This window comes from Dysgonomonas sp. 511 (genome assembly GCF_010501105.1).
Taxonomy (GTDB): Bacteria; Bacteroidota; Bacteroidia; order Bacteroidales; family Dysgonomonadaceae; genus Dysgonomonas.
On the sequence record NZ_QVMQ01000005.1, the window covers coordinates 79,449 to 98,417 of the forward strand.

10 protein-coding genes are annotated in these 18,969 nt (G+C 43.9%); all 10 read right to left on the bottom strand.

All coding sequences use genetic code 11. The annotated features are described in order from the left end of the window. Positions 1-25 precede the first annotated feature (25 nt). The 10 genes from D0T57_RS03475 to D0T57_RS03520 all read right to left on the bottom strand — a co-directional run bounded on the left by D0T57_RS03475 (position 26) and on the right by D0T57_RS03520 (position 18,687). Entirely contained in the window at positions 26-2,770 is a 2,745-nt protein-coding gene (locus D0T57_RS03475; RefSeq protein ID WP_163270924.1) for a substrate-binding domain-containing protein, read from the bottom strand. A gap of 91 nt (positions 2,771-2,861) precedes the next feature. Next, complete coding sequence (locus D0T57_RS03480; protein ID WP_163270926.1) at positions 2,862-3,749, bottom strand: carbohydrate kinase; 888 nt, start codon at positions 3,747-3,749, stop codon at positions 2,862-2,864. A 35-nt stretch (positions 3,750-3,784) separates the two neighbouring features. Further along, on the bottom strand, positions 3,785-4,945 hold the full coding sequence (locus D0T57_RS03485) for an MFS transporter (protein ID WP_163270927.1): 1,161 nt from the start codon (positions 4,943-4,945) through the stop codon (positions 3,785-3,787). A gap of 14 nt (positions 4,946-4,959) precedes the next feature. Further along, a complete protein-coding gene (locus D0T57_RS03490) occupies positions 4,960-7,176 on the bottom strand; it encodes a GH32 C-terminal domain-containing protein (RefSeq protein WP_163270929.1) in 2,217 nt (738 codons plus the stop codon). 31 nt (positions 7,177-7,207) lie between these two features. Continuing rightward, on the bottom strand, positions 7,208-8,797 hold the full coding sequence (locus tag D0T57_RS03495; protein ID WP_163270931.1) for a glycoside hydrolase family 32 protein: 1,590 nt from the start codon (positions 8,795-8,797) through the stop codon (positions 7,208-7,210). Positions 8,798-8,809: 12 nt separating this feature from the next. Then, positions 8,810-10,213: a DUF4960 domain-containing protein gene (locus D0T57_RS03500; RefSeq protein ID WP_163270933.1), complete on the bottom strand. Its 1,404-nt coding sequence runs from the start codon at positions 10,211-10,213 to the stop codon at positions 8,810-8,812. Positions 10,214-10,238: 25 nt separating this feature from the next. Continuing rightward, positions 10,239-11,972: a RagB/SusD family nutrient uptake outer membrane protein gene (locus D0T57_RS03505; protein WP_163270935.1), complete on the bottom strand. Its 1,734-nt coding sequence runs from the start codon at positions 11,970-11,972 to the stop codon at positions 10,239-10,241. Between the two features lie 19 nt (positions 11,973-11,991). Then, positions 11,992-15,099 (bottom strand): TonB-dependent receptor, encoded by a 3,108-nt coding sequence (locus D0T57_RS03510; RefSeq protein WP_163270937.1) that lies wholly within the window; start codon positions 15,097-15,099, stop codon positions 11,992-11,994. Between the two features lie 411 nt (positions 15,100-15,510). Then, positions 15,511-16,314 carry a DUF4249 domain-containing protein gene (locus D0T57_RS03515; RefSeq protein ID WP_163270939.1) on the bottom strand — a complete coding sequence of 268 codons (804 nt, stop codon included), beginning with the start codon at positions 16,312-16,314 and terminating at the stop codon, positions 15,511-15,513. A 24-nt stretch (positions 16,315-16,338) separates the two neighbouring features. After that, positions 16,339-18,687, bottom strand: coding sequence for a TonB-dependent receptor (locus D0T57_RS03520; RefSeq protein WP_163270941.1), 2,349 nt, complete (start codon positions 18,685-18,687; stop codon positions 16,339-16,341). Between the last annotated feature and the right edge of the window lie 282 nt (positions 18,688-18,969).

Below are 18,969 nucleotides of genomic sequence, written 5' to 3' on the forward strand. Positions count from 1 at the left end.
GAAGTGGTCCCAAAAATATTTTTATTTAAAGCTGCTCAATATATTCGGTCGGACTCACACCATAAATATCTTTAAAACATTTAGCAAAATAGGAAGGAGACGAGAATCCTGCTTCGTATGCCACTTCGGATACCGATGAGACTTTACTATTCAGCAATTGCTTGGCGTATTTAAGCCTTACTATCCTGATCAATTCGTTAGGAGAATAGTTTGTCAAAGATTTTATTTTCCGGTAGAGTTGCGAACGCGAAAGCTTGAGATGGTCTGCCAATTCATCTACACTCAATTCCGGGTTGGAAATGAATTTCTCTACATAAGCCTGGAAGTCATTGATAAAGTTTTGCTCCATCTCTCCCAACGACTCTTTCTTTGTATCATTTATAAGGTTGCTGCCAAAAGCTTCCTTTATTTTCTGGCGGTTTTCTATCAATTTACGCACCCTGATTTTCAGCAGGTGAGCGTTGAATGGTTTGGGGATATAAGCATCTGCTCCACTTTCGAAACCAATTGATTTTTGTTCATCGAGAGAACAGGCTGTCAATAAGATTATAGGAATGTGATTGGTAGGGATGTTCTCTTTCAATTGGCTGCACAGCTCAAAACCGTCTTTTTCGGGCATCATCACATCGCTGATAATAATATCGGGAATGAATTTTTTCGCGATGCTAAGGCCATCTGCCCCATTATCTGCTGTTATTACATTATATTCCGTATCGAGGATATATTGTATGAACTTACGCATATCGTAGTTATCCTCTACTACCAATACCATTGGCTTATCTTCATTCTCAGGGTTTAGCAATTGCACTCCCGGTTCAATCTCGTCTGTTTCCAATTCAAGCCTCGATTCTATATATCCCGAAGCATATGGGGCAGATGTACCTGCGTTGCCCGAAACAAATGGCAATAAGACAGAGAACGTAGTCCCTGCATCTTTATCGCTCCATACATCTATTTTCCCGTTATGAGCATCTACGAGCGCAGCAGTCAGCGAAAGCCCTATACCCGTGCCCTCGTTGCTCTGGTCTACCTTATAAAAGCGGTCGAAGACATTCCCCAGCATTTCGGGTGCTATATACGATCCGCTATTTGAGACTGACAGTTCTATATAATCCTTATCTTCGAGAGCCTTCTTCTTCAGTTCCACTTTAACCTTCCCCGATAGATTGACAAACTTTAAAGCATTAGATATCAGATTAAAGTATATCTTTTCCACCTTTTCTTTATCAAATACCGTATAGAAAGAAGCGGTGTCGGGCACAAAGCTAAAATCAATACGTTTGCGTCTGATCCAATCGCGAAACAGAGGATTTAATTCTTCTATAAATTCGATCAGGTTGCCTTCCGAAAAATTCATTTTCATCTTGCCATTTTCATAACTCCTGAACTCGATGATTTCTGAAATGAGATACAACAGGCGGTTGCTGTTTTTCTTGACCAGGGTAAGCAGTTCGTGCTGTTCGTTAGTCAGATGCCCGTCGCCAAGCAAAGATTCTACAGGCCCCAGTATAAGCGACAACGGGGTCTTGAACTCATGCGAAATATTAGTAAAAAAAACCAATTTGGCATGAGTAGCTTCTTCCAGCTGTTTCGAGATAGAGATCAATTGCTCTTTCTGCTCCCTTAGTTCTTCTGCCTGACGCATTATTTCTTCGTTCTGGCGTTCGAGCAACAGGTTTGCCTTGCTTTTAGCCCGATAAGCCTTAAAAGAAATGAGCAGAAGGAAGGTGATGAGAACAATGGCTATAATAGAAATATAGAACAATGTCTTCTGGTTGGTATATCTTGCCAGGCTATCGTCTAGCGAAGAGTTTATAGAATCTATTCTCGATTGCTGCTCGGCTATTTGTTCGGTCTGCAACTGCAATACCCGCACGTTGCTTTTATCCACAACGGTAGTGTACAAAGTATTCTCCCTTTGGAATGGCTGGTTTTTCAATATCTTCATCGCCAAATCGACAACCTTGTCTCCCCCCGTAGGATAAATGAAGGATGCGTCCTGCACATTATTCTCTATATTCTGTATCCCTCCGCCTTCGCCGGACAGTGCATCAACACCAATAATAAAGGGAGTCTTGCCTGTATATTTCCGCGATGCTTCATATACACCTGCTGCCATTGGATCGTTCATGGCAAACACGAGGTCTATCTGATCGTATTCGCGCAAGATATCGCTCATCTGTAGCTTTGCTTCCTCCTTGAGAAAATTGCCACGGGCCTCGGCTATGATCTTTATATCGGGATAATTCCTAAGCCCGTCTATAAATCCCGCATGACGCTCGGCATCGGAGGTAGAGCCATTCCATCCCCTCATCTCCACTATGTTCCCTCTCCCGTTGAGTATGCCTACGGCGTACAGCCCTACTTCTTTTCCTATCTGATAATTATCGGCACCCACATAGGCTGTATAGTCTTCGGTATCTATTTTCCTGTCGACCAGTATAACAGGAATACCGCTTTTATAGGCTCTTTGTATCACCGGCGTGAGGGCTTTCGACTCGTTTGGCGATATGACCAGCAGGTCTACATTTTGTCCTATCAGCCATTCTATATCTTCTATCTGCTTTTGCGTATCGTCTTTCACACTACGGATAATGATATTGGCATCCTTGTGGAATCCGATTTCCCGTTGCATCTCGTTGTTCATCGTTTCGCGCCACAAATCGTCACTACACTGCGATACACCTATGGTATAACGTATATTCTTATCTTGCTTGCATGACAAGAAAAGGAGCAAAGGAATAAAACAGAGTAAGGTTTTAATTTTCATGGTATCAAATTTAGAACAAGCTAATAAAAGTACAAAAAGCACTATTATATTGATATGTAATGGTGCTTTTTTAACAGTATATAGCAAGAGACTATCCCCTATTGTGGAACAGGTCTAAATAGGCATCGGCAAGCTTTGGCATTGCCCCATGCTGCAAACAGACATAAGCCGATACTTCTACAGCTAACTGATGGGCGTCCTCGATCCGTTCCCCATGCAAATAAGCTGCAACAAAGGCGGCGGTGAAGGAGTCGCCGGCGCCTACCGTATCGGCGACATGCACCTTCGGCGTAGCCTGATAAGATGTCATATGTGGAGTAAATACAAAGCTTCCGTCAGTACCTTTAGTAAGGATCAGGATATCGAGGTTGTACTCTCCCAAAAGCCTTTTGCATATTTCCTGCTCATCTCCATTCCATCCCAGGAGGGCGGCAACCTTGACAACCTCCTCGTCATTTATCTTCATCATATTAGCCATCTGTAATGATTCCTCGATGATTTCCTTTGTATAATAATTCAGCCGCAGGTTGATATCAAATATCTTGAGGCTGTCTTTAGGCATCAGTTCCAGGAATTTACGGATGGTTTCGCGCGATACGGCACTACGCTGAGCCAGCGAACCGAAACAGACCGTCTGTGTATTTTTGGCAAGGTTCTCGGTACGGGTGGTAAAGGGGATGTTGTCCCAGGCTACATCTTCGAGAATCTCATATTGCGGCACTCCTGCATTATTGAGCGTAACTTCTACTGTGCCTGTCGGGTAATCGGTGGTTTCAATCAGGTAATTTAGCTTTTTATCTTCCAGCCCCGACAGTATTTCTTTTCCCAAAAGGTCTTCGCCGATAGCGCTTACTATGTACCCGTTGAATCCGAACTGCGATGCATGATAAGCAAAATTAGCAGGCGCTCCGCCCAATACTTTCCGTTCGGGAAATACATCCCAAAGAATTTCACCTAATCCTACTATAATATTTTTCATTTTTTTAAACTATTATTTTATTGATATTCTCTTTTTTATGCAGCCGCCTTCCCTTTCAATCGGAACGACATGAACAGCAGATAAACCACGCCGATGCTCAATATAGCCAAAGCCCCTATCTGAGACGAAAGCGAGTCGGTAGCCAGCCCCATAAAGAATGGGAAGACAGTTCCTCCGAAAAGCCCCATAATCATGAGCCCCGAGACTTCATTCTTCTTATCCGGATTGTGCAATAGGGCTTGAGAGAATATTATAGGGAAAATATTAGAATTGCCGAAACCGACTAATGCTATGGCTATATATAATGCTACCTTGTTGTCGAAAGCAAAAAATACCAGCATTGACAATATCATGCAAACGACACTTATCCCAAAGAATTTTTTAGGAGAAAAACGCGCTAATATAAATGCTCCGGCAAAACATCCTATCGTGCGGAAAAGGAAATAGACGCTTGTAGAATAGGTCGCATCTTGTAGAGATATCCCCAAGCGTTCCATCAGTATTTTAGGGGCTGTCACATTCACGCCAACATCAATGCCCACATGGCACATTATCCCCAGAAAACAGAGCAATATAAACCCATTGCCCAATAATGCAAAACACTCTTTGAACGACGCATTCTTACTGTCTTCTTTTTCTTCAGATATAGATGTAAATCCAAGCCAGAGGATTGCCATAACAGCCACTACCATAAACAGGGGGAATAGCAAACGCCAGTTGTCGAACATAAGGGCTGCCCGCGCCATTATGATAGGTGCTATAAAAGATGCTATTGCCTTTACGAATTGCCCGAAGGTGAGCGAACTGGCCAGCTTATCGCCTTTCACTATGCTCGACAGCAAAGGGTTTAAGGATACCTGCATCAGCGTATTGCCAATTCCCAGCAGGGAGAAAGAAATAAGCATGGAGATATATGAATAGCCGGCAATAGGTATGAGCAACGATATTGCTGTGACAATAAGGCTCAGTATCACCGTTTTCCGCCTGCCTATTTTACCCATCAGCACCCCGGTAGGCACCGAGAAAAGCAAAAACCAGAAGAAAACCATCGAAGGAAATATATTTGCTTCGGTATCGGTCAGTACCAGGTCTGCCTTTACATAATTAGACGCAGCACCTACCAGGTCTACAAAACCCATACAGAAGAAAGCGAGCATCACCGGCAACAGGCTTGCATATATACTTTTTTGTTTCATTTCAGAAATTGTTATTAATTTAGATTATAGATGTTTATATCTTCCACCTCGATGGCCTGTCCGTCGGTCGTAAACACCAACGAATTGTATGGCTCGGCAGGGAAAACAATATTTGTCTGTACCACCTCTCCATCATTGACAAATAATTCGGTAGAAGCTTTATCGACAAACAGCCTTATTTTATAAGAATCTTTGGCTGCCAGCGGAGCATCAATAAGAGACGAAGCAAAATTGTCGGAGAAATCGACCAGCCCGCTTTTCGTCCTGTCTACAGAAAGGATATTCTTCGTCAGGTCGAATATAAAGCGGATGTTTTCACCCTTTATATTTACCAATTTAAACTCAAAACTATCTGTTCCTTTCGGTTTTACCGAAAATTCAATTTCATAAGCTCCCCGATTATCCCTCAGCAATTTGTCAACAGTATATGTTTTATCTACTTGCTTGGTTCCTATCTTTTCCGCATTTCTTCTCAGGTCTGCCACTTCGGCAACAGGAGGATTAGCCACCACCAAATGCTTGCCGTTGTGTACCAGTTTCAGCTCGCGAACCAATGTGTTGGCACTCGAAAAGTTTAGCGGAGGAACTGAATTTGCATAATCCCAGTTGTTCATCCACCCTATAAACAGGTGCCGCCCGTCTTTTGCCGGTGTATTATTCCATGTCACTCCGGCATAATTATCGCGACCGTAATCGAGCCATAAAGGATAATCGAGTTTATCGGCCGTAAACGTTTTACCATCGAAGTTGCCGATAAAATATTGGGTGGCGCTTCCACCATTAGGCCCTCCGGGGTTGATACTTACGAATAAGACCCATTTTGTTTGCCCGTTATAAGCCAACGGTATCAGGTCGGGGCATTCCCAGACCCCGGCATGCGAGCCAATACCTTCTCCAAATTCACTCAGCTTATTCCATTCTTTCAGGTTTTTCGAACCATAGAATGTAATGGTTTGCGATGTGGCTAACGACATCACCCATTGCCCCGAAGCATCGTGCCAGAAGACTTTCGGGTCGCGGAAGTCTGCAATATCAGGATCTGCCAATACAGGATTATGCTCATATTTAGTAAATGTGCGCCCCTTGTCGGTGCTATATGCTATAGATTGCGTTTGGCTTTTCCCGGCTGAGGTATATATAGCTATCATCGCATTTTTACCAAAACCTGCCGTATTATTCTTGTCGATAACGGCACTACCCGAGAAGATAGAACCCAGCGAGTCGGGAGCTAAGGCAACCGGCAGGTATTCCCATTTTTTAAGGTCTTTGCTCACGCTATGCCCCCAGTGCATATTCGCCCATCTCGACCCATAGGGATTGTACTGGAAAAACAGATGGTACTCGCCATCGTAGTAAACCATCCCGTTAGGATCGTTCATCCACCCATATAGCGGAGTATGATGGTACGACGGCCGGTAGGTTTCATCATAATTGAAATTGAAAGCATCGGATTGCCTGATATCACCCAAATGTTTGTCCGTCTTTTTTGCATGGGCAAATGTCAGGGTTACCTTTTTCCCCTTATATTTTTCGATGTCGATAGGAATCCAATAATCTATCCTTTCGGTCTGAGCTACTCTTATATACATGGGTACGCCTATTGGTGTGCCCTCTACGGCGAGTGCTATAACAGATTCGGGACTATCATCGTCGACAGGGACAAGGATATATTTCTTGTCGGCATCGAAGGCTAGTTCATGATCGACCATAAATACACTTTTCTCTGTATTGCTTTGTTCTATCTGGTCTACCAGTATGTGCCCCCATCCGCCACGCTGGTTATCTACGATGCGAATGATTGCTTTTTGCCCGGTGTATTCCTTCACATTCCATGTCATCCATTGCAAGGTTTCGGTTTCGACAACAGAACGCGATTTGTAAATGCTTTCATTGTTCATCACCAACTCGATATAGGTATCCTGGTTCATGCCACCGCCCAGCAGGAAATTGATATAATCGCGTTCGATAGTAAACTCTTGTGAGATAAGGGTTCCGCGCGAATCATCTCCTCCGTTGAAACTATTGGCCAGATGTTTCCCTTCAAATCCTTCTACGGCCTGCTGCCCGGCATAGCTCCCTGTGGCGGGCGTTGCTCCAAAAGCATCGCCCTCTACAGTCCATTTGTTATAAGTGCCCGATTCAAAATCGTCTATAATGATATCCGGATTTGTAGCACAGCCGATAAGCATGAGTGCTAAAAGGGTACTGGATATTTTTAATATATTATTCATTTCTTTCTTGTTTTGAAAGTTTCATATTCAATCAATAATAACTTACCTTAAGATTGCTCACTTCCACAGTTCCCGAATAACTGTTTACAGACCACGGATTCTTTTGTATTCCATAGATGCGGTTTGTATAAGCAACGTTGTCATTGATATACACTACACAAACCGAATTGTCGGTACAGATAGTCACATTATAAGTATTATCGGCAGGTGTGTCGAACAGGTAGCCATCTATTCCGGCGATGAAGCCTTTTCCTGCCTCGCCTTCTTCTTCAAAGTTTATTTTTCTCTTGTTGTTATTGTCTTCCGGATTTACCACTATTGTGTAATATTTTTCTGAGTCTGTACCACGGACAAAAGAAAAACCGAATTTGTCAGCATTACTTGCCGTTTTCACTGTGAATGAAATCTTATTATGCACATTCAGACGGTTGAAAAGAACATACGAATTATCGGTCAGTAGATAGCTGCCATTGTTGTGAGATGCACCTTCGCTCTTCTCCATCACTTTTACAGCAGACTCTGTATTATATTTCCGGGCAATTCCTTCTACAACTCCAAACGATATTGTACCATCGGCATGCTGAACAATTCTATGGGCAACCATATTTCCCGCCCATTCCGGCTCATTGTCGGCACCCACATCCGTGTTGTCGTTGCCCGGACGTGTAGGGCACCATCCCCAGATATAACGGTTTGTTCCGTCTGATGCTGTTTTTCCGGCATAGAAAGCACGCGAATCCAGAACTCCTTCTTTGCTGTCGGGGAAGGTAAGCGGATCCGACGATTTCTTCAACTCGTCTAATGTACGACCTTTGAGGTACTGAACTTTGCGCGACCATTTAGACATATCTGAATAAACGAGATACCACCAGTCACCCATCTTGAATACATCGGGACACTCATAGAAGCGATCCCAGTGCATAGGCATAAATATACCTGCATGATCCCATTGTTTCATATCAGCAGATGTGTATTCAGCCAATGCGCCTTTCCCATCTTTGGTGGTAGATACTAGCATATGATAAATACCATCCTCTCCTTCGAATACAAACGGATCGCGAAAATCATTCTTGCTATAACCGTCGGTATCGCCTTTCAAATAGAAATTGCGGTCTTTTGTCCATGTCTTGAAGTCGCTGGAGGTTGCCACCATTACCACCTGCCCGTTTTCCGAAGATGTAGGCCTGTGTTTATTACCTGTATAGAAAGTATAATATAACTTATCCGCAGGATTGTAAATAGTGCTGCCTGTGCCAATGGCCGCATCCTGTTCGGACAGCCCGCCACACGAAATCAATTCTCCCAAAGCAGTATAGTTGCCTGCATCCTTGGTGCTTAATGCCCATATGGGGTGGTAAGTGCCTACCTGATTGGGGCGATATTCCTGTAGATACATTATCTTAAAATCTTTGGCAACCGGGTCGTAAAACGGCATAGGGTCGCCTACATAGCCCACATAAGGCTTATAGTAGGTGTCAAACTTTTTTGCATCGGTAGACTGGAAATAAGTCGCTGTCCCATCCCAGTCTTTCTGAGTCAACACCGGGTCGTTATCGTCGCTGCAACCGGTAAAAGAAGCCAGCAACACAGTTAAAGCAAGCGAATATATCATTGTTTTCATAGATTACGTTTTTTATTTACTTGTTAAATAGTTGATTGCATTCTCTGTCATCCGGGCTACATTGCCATGATATCTGTCGGACGAGATATCTACTCCGAAAGCATACCAGTCGTAACATCCCGAACCGATACACAAAATGCCTCCTTTGGTGCCCTCCGGTAAGTATTCCCATGCCACGATAGCACCATCGCCGCCATAGCCTAAGTCTACTCCGCCGGTTCTATCTCTCCATACATCATAGTTGTCGTAGCCTCCCCAATCGGCTCCTATATGCCATTGTGCCGTACTGTTTGTAATCCGGTATCCGGCATCGCAGGTATATACATTGCTCGCTTCGCCGTTTACCATTACCAGATTTTGGTAAAGGGGATGATCTTCGTTCCCGTTCATAAAGAAACTCCACGGACCGCCGGTGATTTCGCCTGTTTCTTCCGACTGTCCCCAGCAGTTGTTAGGGTTATTACCATCCAGAGTTGCACCAAGTTTAGCTGCATAATATGTAGCATAGCGGGTAAGCAGCAGGTTCATTCCATTGTTATACAGTTCTTTTATCTTGACCAAAGCATTGACCGCCGAAGGTGCAGCAGCATCAAACTTGTTCATAGCGTCTATTCCTCCGTCTATATGCAGATGCCACCACATTATTTTACATTCGCTAAGGTCTACTCTGCCTGCCTGTACGTCTTCGAAAGAAATGTATTGCGAATTTGCAATGTTGTTGAGCATCCAGGTGGCTGCTTCTTTTTCCTCTGCGTTCAGCAAATCCATTGATGCAGCTAAGCCGACATACACAGCACTCGGAGCATCGGTAGGAATGACAGTAACTGTATAAACTGCTGTTGCAGTGTTGTATGTTACGGTATAATCTACAGGATTAGTAAAGTCGGCTGCAACGCCCGATGCCGGAGTTACGGCAGCACCCTCGGAAGTAGTAATCGACGGCACTAAGTTGGTTACGTCCACTGTACTCGGAACACGTACTGTAATGCTTCGTTTTGTATGGTCGATGACTCCGGCGTATGTATCGTTCAGCTTGAATGAAAGAATCTTAGCTTCATCATGCTTGATATTAACAGTATAGTCCATATAAACATCTCCATTGGTGATTTTTATAACCTGTGGAAAAGAGAAGTTCAATACGTCGCCCACCTTCACAGATGCCATAGCCCCACCGGAAAATCCGATAGCAGTAACAGTCATCGCATCCGTATCATATACTTCGGGCACACCCACTGTTATCGTCTTTGTAGTACGGTCTATTACTCCCGGATAATTGTTGTCCAGTGTAAAAGAAGTTATCCATGTATCCCCGTCTAACCGGAGGTCTGATTTATTGTCATCGCTGCATCCGGAAGCAATAAACATGATTGCACTTCCCAGAATGAGCAGGCCTATTTTATTTATTATCGTTTTCATATTCGTGATCATATAAAGATTATTATTACCATCCGCCAATATTCTGAGTATAGTTTCCATTGCTGGCGCTCATCTGAGCAAATGGAATCGGCAAATATTCATTCTTGTTCTTAGTAAATGAAGCATTGGTGTAGATAACACAATTATCTGCTTCCTGCGCAAAAAACCTGTTCAATACTCCGGCAGCTTCGCCCCATCTTACTAAATCGAAGAAACGTTCGGATTCGAGAGCCATTTCTACACGGCGTTCGAACTTCAATAAATCAAGAGCTTCCGGTTGCGAATAAGAACCTGTATAAGTCTGTATATTGAAACGGACACCATATTCCATTTCATAATCCGAAATCATCGCCGTACTCTGTTTTGCGCGGCTGCGTACCTGGTTTATCAGGCTGATAGCCTCAGCTATACGCCCATCGTTTAACTGGATTAATGCTTCGGCACGCATCAATAAAACATCGGCATAGCGCAATACGATACGGTTCATAGGCGAACCCCACCATGAGCCTTTAACCAAGTAATCGCCATCGGGGTCTACGTTGTGCTTCAATGTCACATAGTATCCATAAAGCCCGTTGCTACGGCTCCAGGTAGTAGATTCGTCCATCATATACTTCTTATTGAACTCGTAAGGGAAGCCCGGCATACCTACGGTGAGGAATAAGCGAGGGTCGGCATAATCGCTTTGCGGGTCATAATCCTGATTGTTGAAAGTGTCGAATAGTGGATATCCGTTATTGTCTGTCTTGAACGCATTTACAAGATTCTGGCTCGGTTTGTAAAAGTCGCAACCTCCATCGGTCACTCCCGGTATGTTGGGAACAATCAGCCCGTAAGACCAGTTGCAGTTACCGTTATTCGTCCCGTCATTCATCGAATATTGCATTGCCCACAGAGATTCCGTCCCGTTTTCGTATTGAGGCTCCGGACGGAAATTATTGTGGAAATCGGGTTCCAGCGCATACCCCCCTGCCGACATGATACTGTTTTCTGTATATTTCACTACTTGCAGTAAATCTTCTTTGCTGATGCTTGTCACTTCGTGGCTTTCAGCATTATCCTGACGGTATGCTTTGTATAAATAAGTCTTTGCCAGATAGGCTGCTGCCGCAGCTTTAGCCGGACGCCCTTTGTCTGCTTGCTTAGGAGGAAGATTGTCGTAGGCGAATTGGAAATCGTCAGCTATTCGCTGCCAGCCTTCATCATTGGTATAAGCTGTGTTGGAAAGGAAGTTGTATTCTTCGGGCGACAGATTGGCGTCGTTGGCAAACACTATATTTTTGTACAGGCGTTTCAGTAAGAAATGGCCGTGGCCACGTAGAAACCTCATTTCGGCAATACGTTGCTGCTTCAGCGAATAAGTGTTCCCATCAACCTGCTCCAACAATTGTAAAGCTGTATTTACACGCGATATGCAATTGTAGAGGCGTTGCCACATATCGCTTATATTCCATGCAGTAGTCATTATGCCCTGCGAAACATCGAGAGCATGAAAGACGTCTCCGTCTTCTGTTCCGTTGCCGCCTTTATAAGCGTCGTCGGAACGTACGTCATAGTTCCACATGGAGAAAGATGAATTGATATCTTCGGCTGTAATCCATACTGCATAAGCCGATATAACGAGATTGTCGATATATTCGGGATTTTTAAGTTGTTCGTCGCTGATAGTTCCCTGAGGTACCTGATCGTCAAGGAAGCCGGAACAACTGCCACACATAAGCGAAAGCCCTAAGATTGCTGTATATATTATTTTTTTCATAAAAGACTGATTTTATTTATTAGAAACCTACATTAACCCCAAATGTCAGATTCATAGGGATAGGATAGCCATAGTTTGCGTTTTCAGGGTCTACGCCTGTAAAGCTGCTGCTCTTGATAGTGAGAGCATTCTGAGCACTAAAGTAGAAACGAAGCCGGCTCATTTTCATTTTTTTGGTGAAGCTTTCAGGAACATTATAGCCCAGTTGTACATTGCGTAGTTTGAGGAAAGAGCCATTCTCTACGAAGTAAGTGGAAACACGCTTTTCGTTGTTCAAATCGCTACGCGACAATGCCGGTATATCCGAATTAGGATTGGTAGGCGACCAGGCATCAAGCACACGCTTGCCTTTGTTGAGGAAACCAATGTTAAGCCCGCTCCACAGGTCGGTTTCTTTCTTCAAATCGCTGATTACGTCTACTCCCTGCACTCCTTGCCAGAACATGGTGAAGTCGAAATTCTTATATTCCAGATAGATATTCAATCCATAGCTGAACGACGGGGTAGGATCGAAAATCCACTGTTGGTCCCGTTCGTCAATCACTCCATTATTATCCAAATCGCGCCAGCGGATACGTCCCAAACCGGCACCTTCTTGTGTAGCATGGTTATCAATTTCTTGCTGAGACTTGAAAATGCCATCGGCTACATAACCTACCTGCGAACCATTGGCATGCCCTATCACACTGCGTACTCCGTTTCCTCCGAAGGTTCCGTTTGCTGCAACTGTAGACGGCAACGCCGTAATTTCGTTACGGTAAGAAGAGATATTGGCATTCACATTGTATTTCAGCCCAAAAGATGTTTCGTTACGGTAGCCCACATTAAATTCGAAACCGGTATTCTTCATTTCCCCGGCATTGATCCACTGGGTGCTGCCTTCTCCCATTGCTGCAATACCTGCCATTTGCACCAGGATATCGGTAGTCTTTTTATAGAACATATCGAACGACCCGTACAGGCTTTGTTTCAGTACCGAGAAATCGAGTCCTATATTAGTCTGGGTAGTTGTCTCCCATTTTATATCATTATTGCCTATCTGGTTGCGCTTGAAACCGGATTGTAGAATGCTTCCTCCGTTGGTTCCGGCAATATCGTAAGAAGTACCATAACTTTGTCCTCCCGATTCTGTAACGCCGTAGTTAGGAACATAAATAGTATAACGGGCAATATTGGATATTTCCTGATTACCTGTCTGTCCCCATGATGCACGGATTTTAAGGTCATCGATCCAGGTGAGCTCTTTCATAAAGTTTTCGCGGCTCATACGCCAGCCCAGCGAAAAAGAAGGGAAGGTTGCATAACGGTTGTTTTTTCCGAAGCGGGAAGAACCATCGTGGCGCAAGGTGAGTGATGCCAGGTATTTATCATCATAGGTATAGTTCAGTTTTCCGAAGAATGAAACCAATGAGAAACCTTGTCCCGAACCGTATGACTGGGCTGTACCCGAACCTGCATCGGGCCACATATAATCGGGATTTAAGATTGAATAGCCTTCTTTATAGCCCGAAAAATAAGTATCGTCTTCGCGGTTAAGCTCCATACCCGCCATTGCATCTCCGCGGTGCTTGCCTACTTCGAGGTTGTAAGTGGCAATGGCATTCCACATCCATTTAGTCCAGTGTTCCTGCTTGGCTTCCACTGCATTTTTGTTGTTGGCCACATTGCCCTCGGTTATCGGATATGTAAAGATACGTTGCGATTTCTGAGCATAATCTAATCCGAATGTAGAACGCACGTTGAAACCCTTGAATGGATTGAGGTTGACATAAGCATCGCCAAACATACGCCAGTATGTATAACGGTTGTCGGAATTACGGTCTAACCTTGCAACCGGATTTTCGCGGTCGGGGTAACCACCTACCGGACCTGCATAGTTTCCATTGATGTCATAAACAGGAAGAGAAGGGTTGAACTGTAGTACATTCTGCAAGAATCCTCCCGGAGCCTGTACTTCCGAAGTGCGGTTAAGCGTGAAATGCTCTCCGATAGTGAGCATTTTGCCTATCAGGTTGTATTCGGTGTTTATACGCGCCGAAAAACGCTCGAAATCGCTGTCTTTTATAATACCCAGATTCTTGTAGTACCCTAAAGAGAAAAATGAGCTTCCTTTTTCCGAACCATTGCTTACCGATACATTGTATTGCTGTATAAGTCCGGTACGGGTCGTTTCATCGAACCAGTCTGTATCGGCGGCGGGAACAGTGTTGCCCGAATCGAGGTATCTGGACATACTGATGTTGTTTAGTTGCGGGTATCCGTCTGCATTGTATCCCCAGTCGTATTTATAGCCTAAGGCATTGGTATTAGGGTCTTGTCCTTCATTCACATAGGCTTGCCACATGGCACGCCCGTATCCTTCGGCATTCAGCACTTTCATCTTATTGGTGTACATGGAAGCTGCAATGGAGGCATCGAAGTTGATCTTCAACTGGCCGTCTTTTCCTTTCTTCGTAGTAATGATGATTACACCGTTTGCGGCACGAGAACCATAGATAGAAGCCGAAGCCCCGTCTTTCAAAACCTGGATGGACTCGATATCGTTGCCATTCAGTTCGTGCATCCCCGATTTGGTAGGCACTCCGTCGATAATGTAAAGAGGGTCGTTGTTGTTCAATGTTCCTATACCACGGATACGGATAGTAGCGTTACCGCTAGGATTTCCGTCTGCGGTAATATTCATTCCGGGTACACGCCCCTGCAAAGCCTTCATGGGATTGTTTTCATTCTGCTTCGCAATTTCATCTATACTCACTACTGATATAGCACCCGTAAGGTCGGCTTTGCGCTGGGTAGTGTATCCTGTTACAACTACCTCCTGCAACATTTCCTGGTCTTCTTCCAGCGCGATACTCAACGTGGCCTGCGCTTTTACCTGAACAGCCTTAAACCCGACATAGGAAATAAGGAGATCTGCCCCATTTTCAACTGTTAGTGTAAAGTTGCCATCGTAGTCGGTGATGGTCCCATTTGTTTTTCGATTAGTATCCAATACTGTGGCGCCAATAATAGGCTCTCCGTCAGTTTTGGAAACCACTTTTCCTTGTACTGTCAGGGTTTGCGCCTGAACAATAGTGCACATTAAAAAGAAGAGTGCACATAGCAGTAATTTTTTCATGCCTTCCATTCTTAGATTCTGTTATATTAATGTTTGAATTAATTTCTCCAATCGCCCTCTGCTGGAGGGGATCATTGCTTGTCTGTGAATTTAAGTATCTCCTATCTGTAAATATCTCTGCTATATGAGAGAAGGCAGAACAAGAAGATCTCTCTTATTTTTCATCATGGTAATAATTTAGAAGTTTGGTTAGTTGCTACTATTATAGATTAATCTGCATACAAAGAACATTTTATTAATGCGCTTGGACTATAAAAAAATGTTCAAAAGCTATCAAAAATGTAGCCTCTCCACATATATACAATGCTACAGGATGGCAAGGCAGCACTCGCAACGCATTAATAAACAGAAATATACAACAGAAAGAGGTCATCCATTGGACAACCTCTTCCTGTAGCTTTTCTTATTTCGAAAACGATATTACCAATCGGCAATAATCGTCATCTGATCGACAGTGGAAGCACAAAAATAGCCCAATGCACCGCCTGATATATTCGATATAGGATTGGTCTTTGAATCTTCGATCTTACTCAGTGTATCGAAGAAAATATAAGCACCCTTGTCTATGCACTGAAACTCTATCAGTATCTCGTCTCCTTTCTTTACCGGATCGTTATCTTCATCATGGGTAAATGTAGCCAATGGGTCGTGCATAGGGCTTCCATCGGTAAATTCGCAACTATATACCTGTTCTTTCATATCTGGTAGCTGTTGGCCATTGATATACACAAGGGCACGATAATATTGATTGGCCTCGCCTTTAGGATCTGTGTAATGAATCATGGGTATGGCAAAATCCATGATTGGCGCTTTGTACATTGTTAGCGAATCGAGCTTCACCAATGGCGGGATCTTCGATGTTGCGGTATATTCCTTTTCCTCATAGGTTACCGAAAGGCTGTAGGTACGCCCTATCACTCCTTTAATGTCTTGGGCAACATACCAGCCAGTACTGTTTTGCAGCAGGGTTTCGGTATTTCCGGCATCGTCCGATATTTTCACTATGGCTCCTTTGAGGAAAGGGTAACCGCTGTTGTCGTTGAAGTCGAGCGTCTGGCTGACCCTTACCATAGCAAGCTGGTCTTGTTTTACAATACCTTCTATCTGTATCCGTGGGGTAACCGAACGGAGGTCTACTTCTATTTCTTTCTCGCACGAACTGACGGTGAATAGCAGTGCCAGCACCGAAAATATAATTGTATAGTTATTCTTTAGATTTTTCATATGCTTCTATATTGCTTTTGAATGTTAGAACTTGAAATTCCATGAAATGGATGGAACGAATGTAAACAGCGAGTATTGATAAGCGGTTGTCTTACCCGAATCTTTGGTGTTGGTACGGAACTCGATCATGTAAGCATTTTCGCGCCCATAGGCATTGTACAATCCAAAGACAAGTTCGGATTGGAATTTCGGTGTTTTCTTCAACTGGCATGTCGCCCCCAGGTCGAGACGGTGGTAGTTGGGCATACGGTAACCGTTTCTCTCGGCATAATACATTACATCCCTGCCGTTTATCTGGTATTTGCCACTTGGGTACGAGATAGCATTTCCGGTATAGAATACCCATGCTGCCGATAACGACCATTTTTTGTTCAGTTCGTACATGCCAACGATGGAAAGGTCGTGTGTGCGGTCTTGAAAAGCATTGTACCACCTGTTCTCGTTTATACCGTCTATTTTTCTTTCCGATTTAGACAATGTATATCCTATCCATCCCGTAAATCTTCCCAATCGCTTTTTCAGGCTTAGTTCTATTCCGTAGGCGCGCCCTTTTCCCGATAGTATCTCTGTTTCTATTACGTCATAGCCTTCTATGTCGGCTCCGTCTTTAAAGTCCAGTTGGTTCTTCATCTTCTTGTAATAACCTTCGATACTGAATTCGAACATATTATCGTTAAAGTTGCGGAAATATCCTAGCGATACCTGGTCGGCGATTTGCGGTTTCACATTGTTGGAACTCATTGTCCACCGGTCGAACGGAGTGCCTTGTGCCGAATATGATAACAGGTGCATATTCTGCACTGTGCGCGCATAGGCCGCTTTTACAGACGAAACCTTATTTAATTTATAGGCGGCTGACAAACGCGGTTCAAGGTTTACATATGTCTTTACTACTTTTCCCGATTTGTGCCAAATACTGTCGGTCACCTCCCTATTGCCATCCAATGTATAATATTCTCCTTTGCCAAGTGCCATAAAGGCTGATGCGCGAAGCCCGTAGATAACTTCGAGGTTGTCAGTAATCTTTATCTGGTTAGAAATATAAGCAGCATTTTCGGACGAATAGCGGTTGTGCAGGTCTACAGAGTTTTTCTGTTCCGAGTCCAGGTTGTAATTGCCCGGAGCCAGGTTGTGATAGGTAGAACTAAGCCCAAATCGCCACTGGCTGTTTTTGCTTTGCTGAAAAAGGAGATCTTCCTTGAAGCTATAATCTTTGATGTTGGATTTGCCTTCCATATTCATACCTATTTCCATACCCATATGATAGTCGTATTGATTGTAGGAAAGGGAGGTTCTCGATGTCCATTTGCTATTGAATGTGTGGTTCCAGCTTGCAGTCAGGAATTTGTTGCCCCAGTCGGCTTCGGCTGCATCTTTCAGCACCATCTTATCTTTACCCATAAACCCGGAAATAGATAACTGGTCTTTGTCTGAAAAGGCGAAATTGACTTTCATATTCAGGTCGTAAAAATATAGGTAGGCATTCTTGGCATCTTCTACCCCCGACAGCCGTGCTATGGCATCGGCGTAAGTACGCCTTCCACCGACAAGGAACGAAGACTTTCCTTTCTGTATTGGCCCTTCTACATTTATATTAGAGGAGATCAGTCCTATACCTCCGTTCACGTGATACCTCTGATTATCGCCATTGCGTTGCTGCACATCCAATATGGAGGCAAGACGCTCACCGTATTGTGCCGGCATTGCTCCTTTATAGAGTGTTACATCGCGTAGCACTTCCGAATTGAATGTAGAGAAGAAGCCCATCATATGCGACGCATTGTATAGCCCTACGTTATCGAGCAAGATAAGGTTCTGGTCGGCACTGCCTCCACGCACATAGAAGCCCGAACTGCCTTCTCCTGCTCCTTGTACACCGGGCATCAGTTGTATGGTTTTTATAATGTCGCGCTCGCCTAATAGTACGGGCAGCCGGTTTATTTGCTGTATCTCCATTTTTTCGATACCCGTTTGCGGTGCCGTAACGTTGGCATCGGCACGTTCGGCCGAGATCACTACTTCGCCGAGTCCGATAGTGGCTTGCTTGAGTTCTATATTTTGTGTAATATTTTGTGTGAGGGAGACTTTTATCCGCCTCTTTTCGAAGCCTATATAATCTACCTTGAGTGTATATTCTCCTTGGGGCAGGGTAAGCGTATAGTTGCCGTTTTCGTCGGTAGATACTCCGCTGCCGTTGCGGTTTTCGATAATGATGGGCACACCTATCAGGTTTTCTTTGGTGTTGGCATCGGATACAGTACCGCTGATTTTATATGTTTGGGCAAAGGATAGTGCCGGAAACAAAAAGAGGCAGAATATCCAAAGAAGTGAACTCCAGTTTTTTCTTAACGAAAAGTTAGAATGTAATCGCATAAATTGTTAGTTATTTATTAATGTTCTTATTCGTAAAACCTGTACGTTTTTCAGTTAGCTGTTAGCAATATCTTTAGATACAAGTAGACAAGATACGAGATACAAGTTCATATTTTATCAGCACCCAACTCGTTAACTCGTCTACTGGCGTCTTGTATCTCTCAAAAAAGTAACACTTGTAACACATTTTCTTGTCGTGGCTTGCAGCCCTCTCTCCCTTTGGAGAGAGGTGGCAAAAAGTAACACATGTAACACATTTTCTTCACTTTTTCACTGTTACTT